Below are 15151 nucleotides of genomic sequence, written 5' to 3' on the forward strand. Positions count from 1 at the left end.
GTGATCGAGCTGGACCTGCGCGAGGAGACGGTGCGGGAGGGGGCGCCGGCGCCGCGCGACTGGATACGCGGGTCACGCTGGGTCGCCTCGGCAATCACTCTATGTCTATTGCTGGGTCTGGCCGGCTCGGTGCCGATCGCGCGCTACCTGGATCAGACCGCCACGCTGCGGGTGCCGGCCGGCGCCTCGATGACGCTCAGCGACCAGCGGCTCTACATCTACACCGGCGGGGCCGGGCCGACGCTGTCCGCGTACACGCTGAACGGCCGGCGCCTCTGGCAGACCGCGTCCCGCTACGGCGACGCGGTGTTCCTGCGCGAGGCCGGCAACACGCTGCTGATCAACGTGAACCGGTCCGGCACCGCCCAGACCGCCGCCGTCGACGCGCTCACCGGCGACGAACTGTGGTCGCTCGGCGCGCAGGTCGAGCCGCTGGCCGACGGCCGCACCGGGCTGATCACGGCCACCGCCTTCACCGGCGTGCCCGCGGACGGCGCCCCCGAGTTCCTGGACACCAACGGCAACCGGTTCTTCCCCGCGCCGGACTCCACCACGCTCAGCGCGGTCGACCTCGCGACCGGCGGCACGCTCTGGACCAGGAGCTTCGGCGGCAGCGCGCGGCAGGCGGCCCGGCCCGGCACCACCGAGGTGGTGGTCGCGGACCAGTCCGGCGTGCAGGTGCTGGACGCGCGCAGCGGCGACGTGCTGCGGTCCACGCTGCTCACCGGCGGGTTCGCGATCGAGGGGTTCTCGGTCTCGGACGAGCTGATCATCGCGCAGCAGTCCGGGCGGCGGGGCGGGCAGACGTTCGCGTACCGGCCGGACACGCTGGCAGAAGCCTGGCACCTGCGCATGCCGGGAAACATGGTGGTCACCGGCTGCGAGGACGTGCCCTGCGCGACCGAGGTCTCCGACCTGCGGCTGCTCGACCCGGCGACCGGCGCGGTGTCCTACGCGGTCCGCTCCGCCTCCGTGCACCGGCAGGGCGGTCACACGCTGCTCGTCCCGCAGACGGACGAGAAGGATCTGCGCATCGCGCCCGAGCCAGGCGGCACCCCCGAGGCGCTGCCCGGCTGGACGCTGGTGCCGCCCAGCTCCACCGTGTCCGGGCGGACCGCCGAGGCGCCGGTGCTGCTCACCCGCGACGGCGACGGCCGGGTGTGGCTCGCCGCGCTGCCCGCGTCCGGCGCGCCGCGTGAGCTGGGCAGCCTCGCGTCCGGCGCGTTCGACTGCCAGTCCACGGTCACCATGGTCGCGTGCCGCACCGAGCTGGAGGAGATCCGGGTCTGGCAGCTGGAGGGGGTACGGCCGTGACCGTCACCGGCTCCGCGCAGCAGATCCGCACGGTCGACGACATCATCGACACGCGCGCGGTCACCACGCTGTTCCAGCCGCTCGTCGACCTGGACCGCCGCGAGCCGGTCGGCTACGAGGCGCTCAGCCGCGGCCCGGCCGGCACGCCCTGGCAGGCGCCGATGGCGCTGTTCGAGGCGGCCCGGGAGATCGGGCGCGCCGCCGAGCTGGACTGGATCTGCCGCGTCCGGGCCTATCAGGCCGCGCTGGCCGCCGGGCTCGACGACTCGATGACGCTGTTCGTCAACATCGAGCCGATGGCGCTGCGCACACCCTGCCCGGACGACCTCTTCCCGGTCACCGTCGCGGCGCAGGGACGGCTGCGCGTGGTCACCGAGATCACCGAGCGGGCCATCGGGGACGACCCGTCCGCGCTGCTCAGCACGGCCGCGGCCTGCCGGGCGATCGGGTGGGGCGTGGCGTTCGACGACGTGGGCAGCGACCCGGCCTCGCTGGCGCTGATGCCGCTGGTCCGGCCCGACGTGGTCAAGCTGGACATGGGACTGCTGCACAACCCGCACCGGGCCGAGGTCGCGCACGTGGTCAACGCGGCCATAGCGTATGCGGAGCGGACCGGCGCGGTGATCCTCGCGGAGGGGATCGAGACCGAGGAACACCTGGAGATGGCCCGGACCATGGGGGCCACGCTCGGGCAGGGCCTGCTCTTCGGCGCGCCGGCACCGCTGCCGTCGCCGCCCTCGGTGTGCTCCGACGGGGTGCCGCTGCTGTCGCCGGACGGGGTCGGGCCGGTGTCCGTACCGCCGAGGACGCCCTTCGAGATCGTCGCCGCGACCCGTCCGGTGCTGCAGACCACGAAGGCACGGCTCGCGCCGATCAGCCGGTTCCTGGAGTCCAAGGCGCGCGACGAGGTCGAGCCGCCGGTGCTGCTCGCCTGCTTCCAGGAGGCCCGGTTCTTCACGCCGGCCGTGGCACAGCGGTTCGCGGAGACCGCGGGCACGGCCGCGTTCGTCGCGGTGCTCGGCGTCGGGCTGGACGAGCGGCCTGCGACCGGCGTGCGCGGCGCACGGCTCAGCGAGGACGATCCGCTGCGCGGCGAGTGGAACGTGATCGTGGTCGGGCCCTACTTCTCCGCCGCGCTCACCGCCCGCGACCTCGGTACCGGCGGGAGCGAGCCGGAGCGGCGCTTCGAGTACGCGCTCACCCACGACCGGGAACTGGTGCTGGAGGCGGCACGGGCGCTGATGCACTGGATCTCGCCGTCCGAAGCGGCCTGAATGGTCACCATCGACCTCGGCGTGATGTCCGGGGAGCCGCCGGAGCCGGTCTCCCGGGGGATTCCGCCGGGAACGCGGCGGGCGGTCGCGGTGGCGCTCTGCGTGGCGCTGGCCGGCGGGCTGCTCACCGGGTCGGCGCGGGCGGGGGAGGGGGCGCTGCCGGGCGTGCGGGTGCCGGCGGCCGAGGTGGACCCGTTCTTCCCGGCCGGGGACCGGCTCTACGTGGCCGGGCCGGCGACGCTCACCGCCTTCGCCGTCCCGGGCGGCGAGCGGCTGTGGCAGCAACCGGTGCCCCCGCGGTTCCAGGTCGTCTGGGTGGAGGCCGGCAGCGGCGACACGCTGCTGGCGATGCTGCAGAACTGGGACAACACGCAGCACGCCCTCGCGCTGGACCGGGACACGGGCGAGACCCGGTGGAGCCGGCAGGCCGGGTGGCCGATGGTCACCGAGGGGGAGGTCACCGTCTTCGGCCGGAGCGGCGACGGGACGGGGAAACCGATCGCCTGGGAGGCGGTGCGGACCGCGACCGGCGAGCGGCTGTGGCGGCGCGAGTTCCCGGCGGAGGCGTACTGGACACCGTTCCCGGACGACCCCGGCCGGGTGCTGGTGATGCTGCCGGGCGATCAGGCCCAGGTCTGGGACCTGGTGGAGAACCGGATGCTGTCCTCGGCACAGGCGTCCTCGCAGGCCGGCGTCAGCATCGACGGGGACCGGGCGCTGGTGCTGTGGCCGACGATCGACCGGGTGAACGTCACCGCGTACGCGCTGCCCGGACTGGAACGGTTGTGGGCGCGTGAGTACGAGGGCGGGCTGCGTCTCGGCGCGTGCGGCCCCGAGGTGCTCTGCGCCGGGACGGATCTGGAGGACCGGGTGCTGGCGCTCGATCCGGACACCGGGGAGGCGCTGTGGGAGAGCGCCGAGTACTCCTGGCTGACCCGCGCCGGGCCGCTCCTGCTGGCGGACGGGCCGGTCCGTACCGCCGGGGTGGGGGCCTTCGACCGCGGCGACGTGTCGCTGCTCGCGGCCGACATCAGGACCGGACGGACGATCCGGGACCTCGGGCGCTGGCGGGTGATCGGCTCCCGGACCCCGCAGGCGGCGGCGAACCCGGTGGTGGTGGCACGCTTCGCACTCGCGCCGGCGCCGGCGACCATTGCCGAGGTGGATCAGGCCACGATGACGGTACGGGTGCTCGCGCAGGTCAGAGCGGTCGCGGGGCAGTGCTACGCGGAGCACGACGCGCTGTTCTGCCGGCTTCAGGACGGCGCGATCGGGATGTGGGATCTGTCGGCTGTGCGCTGATGCGGCGTGTTCCCGGGATGGAGGCGTGTTCCTAGGATGGACGCGTGACGATCTCGATCGATCTCGGCGTGGTCTCGGACGACCGTCCGGACCTGCGTTCCCGCCCACCGGGCCCCGGCCCGGGGCGCGTCGTCGCGCTGGCGGTCTGCCTGCTGCTGGCCGCCGGGCTGCTCGGCGCGTCCGCGCGGTCTGAGCGTCAGGTGCTGCCCGAGGTGCGCGTGCCGCTCGGGTCGGGCGATGCGTACTCCGTGGACGGCGGCACGCTGTACCTGCTGGGCGACGGGACCATCACGGCGCACTCCGTGCCCGGCGGCGAGCGGCGCTGGCAGAGCCCGCTGACGACGGACCACGTCTTCGGCGTGCTCGCGGCCGGCGACGTCGTGCTGGCCTACGTCAGCGGCGAGCCCGGCGCGCAGCGGTTCGTCGCACTGGACGCCGGGACCGGCGCGCTGCGGTGGGAGGGCACCGGCGGACCGGTGTTCACCGGGCCGGAGTCCATCCTGCTCCTCACGATCGGCGGCTATACGGACAGTGACGGCCCGGTCTTCTGGGAGCGCGTGCGAACCGGGACCGGCGAGCGAATGTGGCGGCGCGAGTTCCCGTCCGGCACGCAGTTGCAGGTGTCGGATGTCGAGGCCGAGCAGTTCATGGCGACGCTGCCGGGCGGACGGGTGGAGATCTGGGAGACGACCGTCGACCGGATGGTCACCTCGGCCGAGTTCCCCGAGGATCTCCAGCTCACCGCGCAGGGAAACGTGGCGGTGGGCTCGGTGGGCGACCGGCTCTCCGGGTACTCGCTGCCGGACCTGCGGCTGACCTGGGAGCGCGAGTTCGCGACCGTCACGGGATGGACCTACTGCGACGACTCGGTGTTCTGCCTGCACACCGGCGATGACCGCACGATCGGGCTCGATCCGGCCACCGGCGACGTGCGCTGGGAAAGGCCGTCCCAGATCGGGTACCTGCGGTTAGGGCCGGTGCTGGTAGCGGACGCGAGCAGCCATCCGGACGGACAGGGCTCGCTGATCGTGGTCGACCCCGGCACCGGGCAGACGCTGCGGGACTTCGGGCGGTGGCAGATGATCGGGTACGGGCGTTACGGCACCGCGGAGAGCGTGCTGGTCACGCAGGTCAACGCGACGGCGACCGAGATGCTCGTGGCCGAGCTGGACGTGCGGGCGCTGACCCTGCGGGTGCTCGGGAAGATCCACGAGGTGGGCGTGGACTGCGCCTCCTCCGGTACGGTGCTGCTCTGCCGCACCCAGGACAACCAGGTCGGGATGTGGGAGCTGCCGATCTCCCGCTGAAGATCAAGTACCTTTCCTCACGGTGGTTTAACACCGGGCCTGATTGGCTTCGGGCGGGTGCGTCCTCTTGTCTCGGGTTGCTGTGTCTTCTGTGGATTGGCGGGATCATGCGGATTCTGGTCGTGGAGGATGAGCGGAACCTGGCCGACGCGATCGTGCGCGGCCTGCGCCGCAAGGGCATGGCCGTCGACGTCGCCTACGACGGCCTGACCGGGCACGAGATGGCGTTCGTGACGCGGTACGACGTGGTCGTGCTCGACCGCGACCTGCCCGGCATGCCCGGCGATCAGATCTGCGCCGACCTGGTCCGCTCCGGCGCGCTCACCCGCGTGCTGATGCTGACCGCCAGCGCCAGCGTCGGAAGCCGGGTCGAGGGGCTGCAGCTCGGCGCGGACGACTACCTGCCCAAGCCGTTCGCGTTCGAGGAGCTGGTCGCGCGCGTGCAGGCGCTGGGCCGCCGGGCCACACCGCAGGCCCCGCCCGTGCTCAGCGTCGCCGACCTGCTGCTCGACCAGGCCAAGCGGATCGCCACCCGGGCCGGCACGCTGCTGGAACTGACCAACAAGGAGTTCGGCGTGCTGGAGGAGCTGCTCAAGGCACGCGGCGCCGTGGTCTCCAGTGAGGAGCTGCTGGAGCGCGTCTGGGACGCGAACACCGACCCGTTCACCACCACCGTGCGGGTCACCATCAACACGCTGCGCCGCAAGCTCGGCGACCCGCCGCTGATCGAGACCGTGGTCGGGGCCGGCTACCGCGTACCGGACGCGGCATGAACACGCTGCTCCGGGCGCTGCGGCCCACACTGCGACTGCGGCTGACGCTGCTCAACGGGATCCTGCTGGTCGGCGCCGGCGCCATCATGCTGGCGGTCGCCTGGCTGACCATCGACGACGTGCTGCACCCGGCCAGCTCGCTGCGGCTCGGCACCGAGGTGGAGCTCGGCGACGGCACCCGGCTGCCGGTCGGCGAGTGGCAGGATCTCGTCGTCGCGCAGTCCCGGGCGGAGCTGCTGGCCAAGGGCCTGGTGGCGCTCGGCGTGATAGGGCTGTTCGGCGTCGTGGCGGCCTACGTGGTGGCCGGCCGGTCGTTGCGGCCGCTGCACCAGGTCACCGCGATGGCACAGCGGCTCGGCGAGGAGACGCTGGACCAGCGGATCCGGTACACCGGCGCGAACGACGAGGTGGCGGAGCTGGCGGCCACGTTCGACGCGATGCTGGACCGGCTGGGCGAGTCGTTCGAGGCGCAGAAGCGGTTCGTGGCGAACGCGTCGCACGAGCTGCGCACACCGCTGGCGGTCATGCGGACCGAGATCGACGTGACCGTGACCGACGACGAGGCGGACGTGCAGGAGTTCCGCCGGATGGCGTACGTGGTGCGCGACGCGTCGGAGCGGGCCAACGGGCTGGTCGACGCGCTGCTGATCCTGGCGCGCAGCGAGGCGCAGACCGGGCGGCGGCTGGCCCGGACCGTGCAGGCCGATCTCGCGGACGGCGTGCACGCGGCGCTCTCCGCGCAGAAGAACGAGATCGGGCGGCTCAAGCTGGACGTCAGCACCGATCTCCGCCCGGCCGTGGCGGAGGGCGACCCGGGGCTGCTGGAACGTCTCGCCGGAAACCTGATCGAGAACGCGGTCCGCTACAACCACCTGCACGGGCGGCTGTGGGCGCGGACCGAGTCGCCCGGCGGCGGCGTGGTGCGGCTCGTGGTCGGCAACACCGGGTTCGAGGTGGACCAGGCGGACGTGCCGGGCCTGTTCGAGCCGTTCCGGCGGGGCGGGCGGGAGCGTACCGGCGCGCGCGGCTCCGGCCTGGGGCTGTCCATCGTGCGGGCGGTGTGCGAGGCGCACGGCGGGACCGTGGCAGCCGTGGCCCAGCCCGGCGGCGGCCTCGAGGTGACGGTGACGCTGCCGAGGGCCTGATCGGTCACGCCGGCCCGAGGTTATCCACAGGGCTGGTGACACGCCGGGCGCGACCGGCAGCGTATGAGGCGTGTTCGAGCAAGCGTGCAGGCGGCAGCGCGGCGTGGTCGCGCGGTGGCAGGCGCTGGGCGGCGGCCTCAGCCGGTCGGCGATCGAGCGGCGGCTGGCCAGCGGCCGGTGGCAACGGCTCTCCTCCGGCGTCTACGCCACGTTCCCGGGCCCGCTCAGCCGGATGGCGGAGTTCTGGGCCGCGGTGCTGGCGGCCGGCCCCGGCGCCATGCTCAGCCACCGGTCCGCGGCCGAGGTCGCCGGGCTCACGGCGGGCGGCGACGGCCCGATCCACGTCACGGTCCCGGCCGGTCGGCACCCGCAGCGGATGCCCGGCGTGGTCGTCCACCGGTCCCGGCGCGCCTCCTGGATCCGCCGTCCGCACCGGACGCTGCCACAGACCCGCGTCGAGGAGACCGTCCTCGACCTGTGGGAGACCACCGACGCGCTGGACGAGGCGCTCGGCTGGATCGCGGTCTCCTGCGGCCGGTCCCTGACCTCGCCGGAGCGGCTGACGCTCGCCCTGGGGCTGCGCGGGCGGGTGCGGCGGCGGCCCGAGCTGATGGCCGCGCTGCGGGACGTGGAGACCGGCTGCCGGTCGGTCCTGGAGCTGCGCTACCTGCGTGACGTGGAGCGGGCGCACGGCCTGCCCGAAGGCGAACGGTGGCCGTGCGGCACACCGTCGCGGCGCGCGGCGGACCGGAGCGAGGGCGTGGTCCTCTACCCGGCGTTCGGGACGAGCGTGCGTCTCGGCACGCCGCCGCCCGTTCCCGCGGTCGTCACCACCCACGCGCTCGGCGAGCTGCGGGAACGGGTCGCGGTCGGCATCGCGCCGGTCCGCGGGAGCCTACGAGGAAGGGTGTTGCGCTATGACGGTGCCGACGTGTTCCGGAATCCGTGCGGGGTGGCCGACGAGGTGGCCGCGGCCCTGCACCGGCGGGGCTGGCGGCGATATCCGCGCCGCTGCTCACCGTCGTGCGGTGCGCTCACGCCGTGAGCCGGCGGGGCCGAGGCCGCGCCGGCTCATCGCGTCAGGCGGGGAGGGTGTCGGTGGTGCGGCGGATGTCGCGCAGACGCCGGGCGGAGATGCCGAGCTCGTCGGCGACCGCGGCCTCGGTGATGCCGGGGCTACGGGCCTCGATCGCGGCGGCGAGCGCGGCGGTCTCGGCGGCGGACCGGCGCGGGCGGGTGGTGGTGTCCTTGTCGCCGGCCGGCGGGGCGCCGTTGTCGTCGCCGGCCGGAGCGGTTATCCGGCTGGTGGTGCGGCGCGCGGTGGTGGAGGTGGCGGCGGACGCGCGGGCGGGGCGTCGGGCCGGGCCGGCGGCGCGCTGCGCCGGGACGCGGTCCGGACCGGGTTCCGGCACAGCGTCCTGCGCCTGGTCCGATTCGTCCTGGCCTGCGGGGCGGCCGAGCGAGCCGCTGACGGCCGATATGCCGCCCCGGTTGCGCGGGCTGGCGCCGCCACGCACGCCACGGGTGACCTGGCTGCCGCTCAGCGCGGCCTCTATCGCGGCGGCCACGTCCGACGTGATCACCGGCAGGGAGCCGGTCGAGGTCAGCGGGTCACGGTCACGGCGCTCGCCCGCCGCGACGGCCATCGCGCCGGCCGCGGCGGTGCGGTCGGCGGTGGTGCGCTGGTCCTCGTAGTCGTCGAGGTACTCGTCGTCGGGCGCGCTGAACTGCGGATATGCGCCGGTGCTCGCCTTCTCGGGTGCGAGCGGGCGCGGGACCAGGGCGGCGATGCCCGGCACGTCGTTGTCGTACCGGTCCTCGTCCGCGAGCACGACCGCCGGGGCGGCGGTGCGGGCCGGGGCGGTCTCCGGTGCGGGCGACTCGGTGGCGGCGCGCTTCTTGGCCTGCTCCTCGGCGATGCGGCCGCCGAGCTCGATCAGGCAGATGGACGCGACCACGATCAGGCCGTCCACCGACACCGGGAGCAGGTAGGCGCTGGCGCCCGTCTCGCCGTACTTGGCGGCGACACCGGCCATGTGCCAGTAGGAGATCCAGGCCGCGATGCCGGCGATGGCCGTGGTGGCGAGCATCCGGATGAACGCGAGGGACTTCCGGTGGACGGGGACGCGTGAGATGAGCTCGACCGTGAGCAGCAACGCGAAGGGAGGCCAGGCGGCGATGACCTGGCTGATCGGGTTGTCGACGGCGTGCAGGACGTTGGCGACCACCGAGGCTGCGACACCCAGTAGCAGGGTGGCGCGAACGGCCCAGCGGATGCGGAGAAGCTGGGAGAGGGTCACCGGTTTCGCTCCGTTCGTCGGCGACAAGATCCGTGATTATGTCGCAGACATCCTGAACCGGGATTGTTTCTTCGTGAAGTACCTCCACGTCGCTCGGCGTGTCGCTCTTGACGAAACCGGAAAATGTCACCCTCCGTTCCATCGTGGAGGCTTGTGCCGGCCGGGAAACGGCGACCGCCCGCCCCCACGGTCTCGGCGAGAGCGCGGGGACGGGCGGCGGGCCGGTGACTCAGACCAGCGAGGCCACGCCCTGCGGCAGGAACTTCCGGCCGGTGACCGCCTCGGACGTGCCGGTACGGTCCAGGTACGGCGTGATGCCGCCGAGGTGGAACGGCCAGCCCGCGCCGAGGAGCATGCACAGGTCGACGTCCTGCGCCTCCGCGACCACGCCCTCGTCGAGCAGCGTGCGGATCTCCTGGGCGAGGCCGTTCAGCACCCGCTGCCGGACCTCGTCCGCGGAGAGCGGCGCGTCACCCACGGTCAGCAGCGCCGTGACCTCCGGGTTGATCTCGTCGTCCACCAGCAGCGGCAGGCGGGCGTCCGCGAGCGCCTTCAGGTTCGCGCTGAGCGGGAACCGGTCGGGGAACGCCGCGTGCAGCGTCTCCGTCACGTGGTGGGCGATCGCGGGCCCGACCAGCTGCAGCAGCGCGAGCGGCCGCATCGGCAGGCCCAGCGGGTCGAGTGCGGCGTCCGCGACCTCCAGCGGCGTGCCCGCGTCGATCGCGGACTGGATCTCCGAGAGGAAGCGGACCAGCACCCGGTTGGCGACGAACGCGGGCGCGTCCTTGACCAGCACACAGCTCTTGCGCAGCTGCTTGCCGACCGCGAACGCGGTGGCGAGCGCCGCGTCCGAGGTCTGCTCACCACGGATGATCTCCAGCAGCGGGAGGACCGCGACCGGGTTGAAGAAGTGGAAGCCGACCACGCGCTCCGGGTGCTCCAGCTCCGCGGCCATCTCGGTGACCGACAGCGAGGAGGTGTTCGTGGCCAGCACCGCGTCCGGAGAGACGATCTTCTCCAGCTCGGCCCAGACCTGCTTCTTGACCGACAGCTCCTCGAAGACCGCCTCGATGACGAAGTCCGCATCCGCGAAGACGGACCGGTCGACCGAGCCGGTGACCAGCGCGCGCACCTTCGCGGCCGTGCCGGCGTCCATCCGGCCCTTGCCGACCGCCTTCTCGATCTCCGCGTGGACGTAGGCGACGCCCTTGTCGACACGCTCCTGGTCCAGGTCGGTCAGCACCACCGGCACCTGCAGGCGTCGTGCGAAGAGCAGTGCCAGCTGGGAGGCCATCAGGCCGGCGCCGACCACGCCCACCTTGGTGACGTTCTTCGCCAGCGCGGGCGACGGCGCCCCGACCGGCTTCTTGGCCCGGCGCTGCACCAGGTCGAAGGCGTAGAGGCCGCTGCGCAGTTCCTCGCTGAAGATCAGGTCGGCGAGCGCCTGGTCCTCGAGCGCGGTGCCCTCCGCGAACGTGGCACCCTTCGCGACGCCGATCAGTTCCAGCGCGCGGTTCGCGGACGGGACGGCGCCGTGCAGCCGCTTGTCCAGCATCGCCTTGGCGAAGTAGAGCACGCCGTCCCACGAGTCGCGGTCGATCTCGGGACGCTCGACCTTGACCGCGCCGTTCACCACGCCGGCGGCCCAGGTCAGCGAGCGCTCCAGGAAGTCGGCCGGCTCCAGCAGCAGGTCCGCGATGCCCATCTCGGCAGCCTGCTTCGGCTTGAGCATGCGGTTCTGGGTCAGCGGGTTCTGGATGATCACCGTGGCAGCGTTGGCCGGACCGATCAGGTTCGGCAGCAGCTGCGTGCCGCCCCAGCCGGGGACCAGGCCGAGCGAGACCTCGGGCAGCGCGAGCGCGGCTGCGCCGGACGAGAGCGTCCGGTAGTGGCAGTGCAGCGCCAGCTCGAGGCCGCCGCCCATCGCCGCGCCGTTCACGAACGCGAAGGTCGGGACCGTGCTGTCCTTGAGCTTGGCGAAGACGCGGTGGCCGTAGCGGCCGAGCTCCAGCGCCTGCGCGTGCGACTCCAGCAGGGGGACGCCGGTGAGGTCCGCGCCGACGCAGAAGATGTACGGCTTGCCGGTGACCGCGATGAACGCCGGGTCCGCCGCGAGCGCCTCGTCGATCGCGGTCGAAAGCGACGCCAGCCCGCCGGGGCCGAACGTGTTGGGCTTCTTGTGGTCGAAGCCGTTGTCCAGCGTGATCAGCGCGACCTGGCGGTCCACGCCCGGCACGCGGATCAGCCGCAGCAGCGACTTCGTCACGACCTCGTTCGGAAAGGAGAGGGTCGTCATTTACTTGTCACCTTCCCAGGCGGGGTTCTCCCAGATGACCGATCCGCCCATGCCGATGCCGATGCACATGGCGGTGATGCCGTATCGGACCTGCGGGTTCTCGGCGAACTGGCGGGCCAGCTGAGTCATCAGCCGGACGCCGGAGGAGGCGAGCGGGTGCCCGATCGCGATCGCGCCGCCCCACTGGTTGACCCGCGGGTCGTCGTCCGCGATGCCGAAGTGGTCGAGGAACGCCAGCACCTGGACCGCGAACGCCTCGTTCAGCTCGAACAGGCCGATGTCCTCGATGCCCAGGCCGGCGATGCGCAGCGCCTTCTCCGTGGCCGGGATCGGGCCGACGCCCATCACTTCCGGCTCCACGCCGACGTAGCCGTAGGAGACCAGCCGCATCGCGACCGGCAGGCCCAGCTCGCGGGCCACGTCCTCGGACGCGATCAGACTGGCGGTGGCGCCGTCGTTCAGGCCCGCCGCGTTGCCGGCGGTGACCTTGCCGTGCGGGCGGAACGGCGTCTTCAGCGTGGCGAGCTTCTCCAGGCTGGTCTCGCGCGGCGCCTCGTCGACACTTGCCAGGCCCCAGCCGGTCTCCGGGTCGCGGACGGCCATGGTGACCAGGTCGGGCTGGAGCTTGCCGGCCGCGTACGCCTTCGCGGTGCGTTCCTGCGAGGCCAGGCCGAACGCGTCCACGCGCTCCTTGGTGATCTGCGGCGCGCGGTCGTGCAGGTTCTCCGCGGTCGAGCCCATGACCAGCGCGGACGGGTCGACGAGCTTCTCCGCGAGGATCCGCGGGTTCGGGTCGACGCCCTCGCCCATCGGGTGGCGGCCCATGTGCTCGACACCACCCGCGATCGCCACGTCGAACGCGCCCATCGCGATGCCGCCGGCCACGGACGTCACCGCGGTCATCGCGCCGGCGCACATGCGGTCGATGGAGTAACCGGGCACGCTCTTCGGCAGGCCGGAGAGCAGCGCGGCGGTGCGGCCGATGGTGAGACCCTGGTCGCCGATCTGCGTGGTGGCCGCGATCGCGACCTCCTCGACGCGCTCCGGCGGCAGCTGCGGGTTACGGGCCAGCAGCTCCCGGATGCAGCGGATCACGAGGTCGTCGGCGCGGGTGTCGGCGTACATGCCACCCGCCTTGCCGAACGGAGTGCGGACACCGTCGACAAAGACGACGTCCCGGACTTGACGGGGCACAGCGGGCCTCCTCGCGAGATCACAACGTGTGCGGCAATGCTACTCGCCGGTAACGAAGGCTCGCAGGCCAACTCTCCTATGGTCAAGCCCACACCCGAGATCGAGGGCGCCGGCGGCGGGTGGCCACCGCCGGCGCACCCGTCACTCCTGCGGTGGCAGCGCCTCCGCCAGACCGCCCGCCAGCAGGCCGACCTGCCAGTTACGGGCGTTGTAACCGCGCAGCGTGTCACCCACGGTCGCGGGCGTGACCTCCTCCGGCGGCGTCCACGCCAGCCGGCGGATCGAGTCGGGCGAGATCAGGTTCTCCGGCGGCAGGTTGTGGGCGCCGGCCACCTGGAGCACCACCTCACGGCAGCGGGCCAGCCGGGACGCGGCGGCCGGGTCCCGATCCGCCCAGCGGTGCGGCGGGGGCGGGCCCTCGATCGGCGGGGCGACCGGAAGATCCGCATCCGGCAGCTCACGCGCCTCGCGCAACGCGTCCAGCCAGGTCTTCGCCAGCCGGCGTACCGACCGGCCACCGAAGCCGGGCACGGTGAGCAGCGTGCGCTCGTCCTGCGGATCCAGCTCGGCCGCGGCCACGATCGCCGCGTCCGGCAGCACCCGGCCCGGCGCGGAGTCGCGGCGCGAGGCCACGGCGTCCCGGGCGTACCAGAGCGCACGCACCCGGCCCTGCGCACGCTGGCCGCGAATCCGATGGATGCCCGAGGTGCGCCGCCACGGATCAGTGCGCACCTTCGGCGGCTGCCCGCCGGACGCGACCAGCGCGGCGAACTCCTCCGCCGCCCATTCGGCCTTGCCCTGACGCTGCAACTCGTCCGCGAGCACGTCGCGCAGATCGGTCAGCATCTCCACATCGAGCGCCGCGTAGGTCAGCCAGGACTCCGGCAACGGCCGGCTGGACCAGTCCGCCGCGGAGTGATGCTTCTCCAGCGAATAGCCGAGCAGCGATTCGGTGAGCGCGGCCAGCCCGACCCGCTCGTAGCCGCCCAGGCGCGCCGCGAGCTCGGTGTCGAACAACCGGCGTGGCCGCATGCCCAGCTCGGCAAGGCATGGAAGATCCTGATTGGCCGCGTGCAGAACCCACTCCGCGTCGGCGATCGCGGTGTCCAGGATGCGCAGGTCGCCGAGCGGCAGCGGATCGATCAGCACGGTGCCCGCGCCGGCCCGGCGCAACTGCACCAGGTAGGCCCGTTGGCTGTACCGATATCCGGAGGCACGTTCTGCGTCGACAGCCACGGGCCCGGTGCCGGCGGCAAAGCGGGCGACGGCGTCGTCCAGCTCCTTACCGCTTTCCACGGGCTTAGGCGTGCCGTCGCGGGGCACGAGCAAGGGGACCGCCCCGCCGCTGGAGGGGTCGGGCCTCACGTCTGACTCCGCCATCGGGCGGTCGTCGGCTGGGTTGTGCGGTCCGTCCCCTGCTTGGCGTTGCGCGTCCCGACGGTGCAGGGGTGATTCGTCGGTCACCTTGTAACCCTACGGGTTGCCGGACGTTAACCCGCCTCTGCGTCTGCGTCGGCGCGTCGGAAACATTCCGGCCCTTCCGGATCAGCGGTTGAACGGGGCGATAGCGGTCACGCCGGGCGGCGGCAGACCGGCCGTGGAGGACAGCAGCGCGCACCAGGCGAACAAATGGACGGAAAGGTCGTGATCGGAATCGTCGAGCGGCGTCCAGGACGCCCGCAGCTCGATGTCGGCCGTGGCCGGCGGCCCCGCCAGGTCGCCGAACCGGGTGGACGTGGTCTGCGTGACCGTGCCGGCCAGCGCCGCATGCCCGGCGCCCTGGGACTCCAGCGCGTCCGTCAGCCAGGTCCACGCCACGGCCGGCAGTAACGGGTCGGCGGCCAGCTCCGGTTCGAGCTCCGCGGTGACGTAGCTGACCAGCCGCAACCTGCCCTGCCAGGCCTCGTGACCGGCCGGGTCGTACAGCAGCACCAGGCGGCCGGTCGCCACCTCGTCGCCGTCGCGCAGCACCGTGGCGCTCAGCGCGAACGCGTAAGGAGCCAGCCGCTGCGGAGCGGTGACCTCCTCCAGCAGGATCTCCGGGCGGGGGGTGGCGGCGCGCAGGCCGGCTACGGCACGCGCGAACGTCTCCGGGAGAACGGTCGAGGGTGCCATGCCCGCAGCCTAAGCGCGGGCCTTACCGCTTCGGCGTCCGGCGCGCCGGGGCCATCGGCGTCGATCATGTCGCGGGTGTCCGTTGTACGCGGTCGGGGGTTTCCCCTCCGCCCGGCCCGGAGGAAAGCGCG

Annotated in this window: 12 protein-coding genes; 7 read left to right on the forward strand and 5 right to left on the reverse strand. The window is 73.1% G+C overall.

What is annotated here, in order from left to right:
• The 7 genes from OP04_RS38065 (at position 1) to OP04_RS50530 (ending at position 8160) form a co-directional block, all read left to right on the forward strand.
• The gene (locus OP04_RS38065; RefSeq protein ID WP_157240909.1) at positions 1-1314 is read left to right on the forward strand and encodes an outer membrane protein assembly factor BamB family protein; all 1314 of its coding nucleotides are present in this window, start codon (positions 1-3) and stop codon (positions 1312-1314) included.
• Positions 1311-2588: a sensor domain-containing phosphodiesterase gene (locus OP04_RS38070; RefSeq protein WP_232323887.1), complete on the forward strand. Its 1278-nt coding sequence runs from the start codon at positions 1311-1313 to the stop codon at positions 2586-2588. The genes OP04_RS38065 and OP04_RS38070 overlap by 4 nt, the downstream gene beginning before the upstream one ends.
• Positions 2589-3890, forward strand: a complete 1302-nt coding sequence (locus OP04_RS38075; RefSeq protein ID WP_033344801.1) for a PQQ-binding-like beta-propeller repeat protein — start codon at positions 2589-2591, stop codon at positions 3888-3890.
• 44 nt (positions 3891-3934) lie between these two features.
• Entirely contained in the window at positions 3935-5197 is a 1263-nt protein-coding gene (locus OP04_RS38080; RefSeq protein ID WP_033344802.1) for an outer membrane protein assembly factor BamB family protein, read from the forward strand.
• A gap of 107 nt (positions 5198-5304) precedes the next feature.
• Complete coding sequence (locus tag OP04_RS38085; protein ID WP_033344803.1) at positions 5305-5970, forward strand: response regulator transcription factor; 666 nt, start codon at positions 5305-5307, stop codon at positions 5968-5970.
• On the forward strand, positions 5967-7115 hold the full coding sequence (locus OP04_RS38090) for a sensor histidine kinase (RefSeq protein WP_033344804.1): 1149 nt from the start codon (positions 5967-5969) through the stop codon (positions 7113-7115). The genes OP04_RS38085 and OP04_RS38090 overlap by 4 nt, the downstream gene beginning before the upstream one ends.
• Before the next feature lie 70 nt (positions 7116-7185).
• Complete coding sequence (locus tag OP04_RS50530; RefSeq protein ID WP_157240911.1) at positions 7186-8160, forward strand: hypothetical protein; 975 nt, start codon at positions 7186-7188, stop codon at positions 8158-8160.
• Positions 8161-8194: 34 nt separating this feature from the next.
• Here the strand turns inward: OP04_RS50530 and OP04_RS55005 are convergent, their stop codons facing one another.
• The 5 genes from OP04_RS55005 to OP04_RS38120 form a co-directional block, all read right to left on the reverse strand.
• Entirely contained in the window at positions 8195-9415 is a 1221-nt protein-coding gene (locus OP04_RS55005) for a DUF2637 domain-containing protein (protein ID WP_198154124.1), read from the reverse strand.
• Between the two features lie 229 nt (positions 9416-9644).
• On the reverse strand, positions 9645-11711 hold the full coding sequence (locus OP04_RS38105) for a 3-hydroxyacyl-CoA dehydrogenase NAD-binding domain-containing protein (RefSeq protein ID WP_033344805.1): 2067 nt from the start codon (positions 11709-11711) through the stop codon (positions 9645-9647).
• Positions 11712-12905: a thiolase family protein gene (locus OP04_RS38110; RefSeq protein ID WP_033344806.1), complete on the reverse strand. Its 1194-nt coding sequence runs from the start codon at positions 12903-12905 to the stop codon at positions 11712-11714.
• A 141-nt stretch (positions 12906-13046) separates the two neighbouring features.
• Positions 13047-14369: an HRDC domain-containing protein gene (locus OP04_RS38115; protein ID WP_051799706.1), complete on the reverse strand. Its 1323-nt coding sequence runs from the start codon at positions 14367-14369 to the stop codon at positions 13047-13049.
• A gap of 81 nt (positions 14370-14450) precedes the next feature.
• A complete protein-coding gene (locus tag OP04_RS38120) occupies positions 14451-15020 on the reverse strand; it encodes a DUF3000 domain-containing protein (protein WP_033344808.1) in 570 nt (189 codons plus the stop codon).
• Positions 15021-15151: the final 131 nt, after the last annotated feature.

This window comes from Catenuloplanes japonicus, assembly GCF_000717135.1.
GTDB classification, from domain to species: Bacteria; Actinomycetota; Actinomycetes; order Mycobacteriales; family Micromonosporaceae; genus Catenuloplanes; species Catenuloplanes japonicus.

Bases quoted from the DNA above. Each gene is read 5' to 3' on its own strand.
- OP04_RS38120 (WP_033344808.1), bottom strand. From the start codon at position 15,020: ATGGCACCCTCGACCGTTCTCCCGGAGACGTTCGCGCGTGCCGTAGCC.
- OP04_RS38085 (WP_033344803.1), top strand. From the start codon at position 5,305: ATGCGGATTCTGGTCGTGGAGGATGAGCGGAACCTGGCCGACGCGATC.
- OP04_RS38075 (WP_033344801.1), top strand. From the start codon at position 2,589: ATGGTCACCATCGACCTCGGCGTGATGTCCGGGGAGCCGCCGGAGCCG.
- OP04_RS38090 (WP_033344804.1), top strand. From the start codon at position 5,967: ATGAACACGCTGCTCCGGGCGCTGCGGCCCACACTGCGACTGCGGCTG.
- OP04_RS38105 (WP_033344805.1), bottom strand. From the start codon at position 11,711: ATGACGACCCTCTCCTTTCCGAACGAGGTCGTGACGAAGTCGCTGCTG.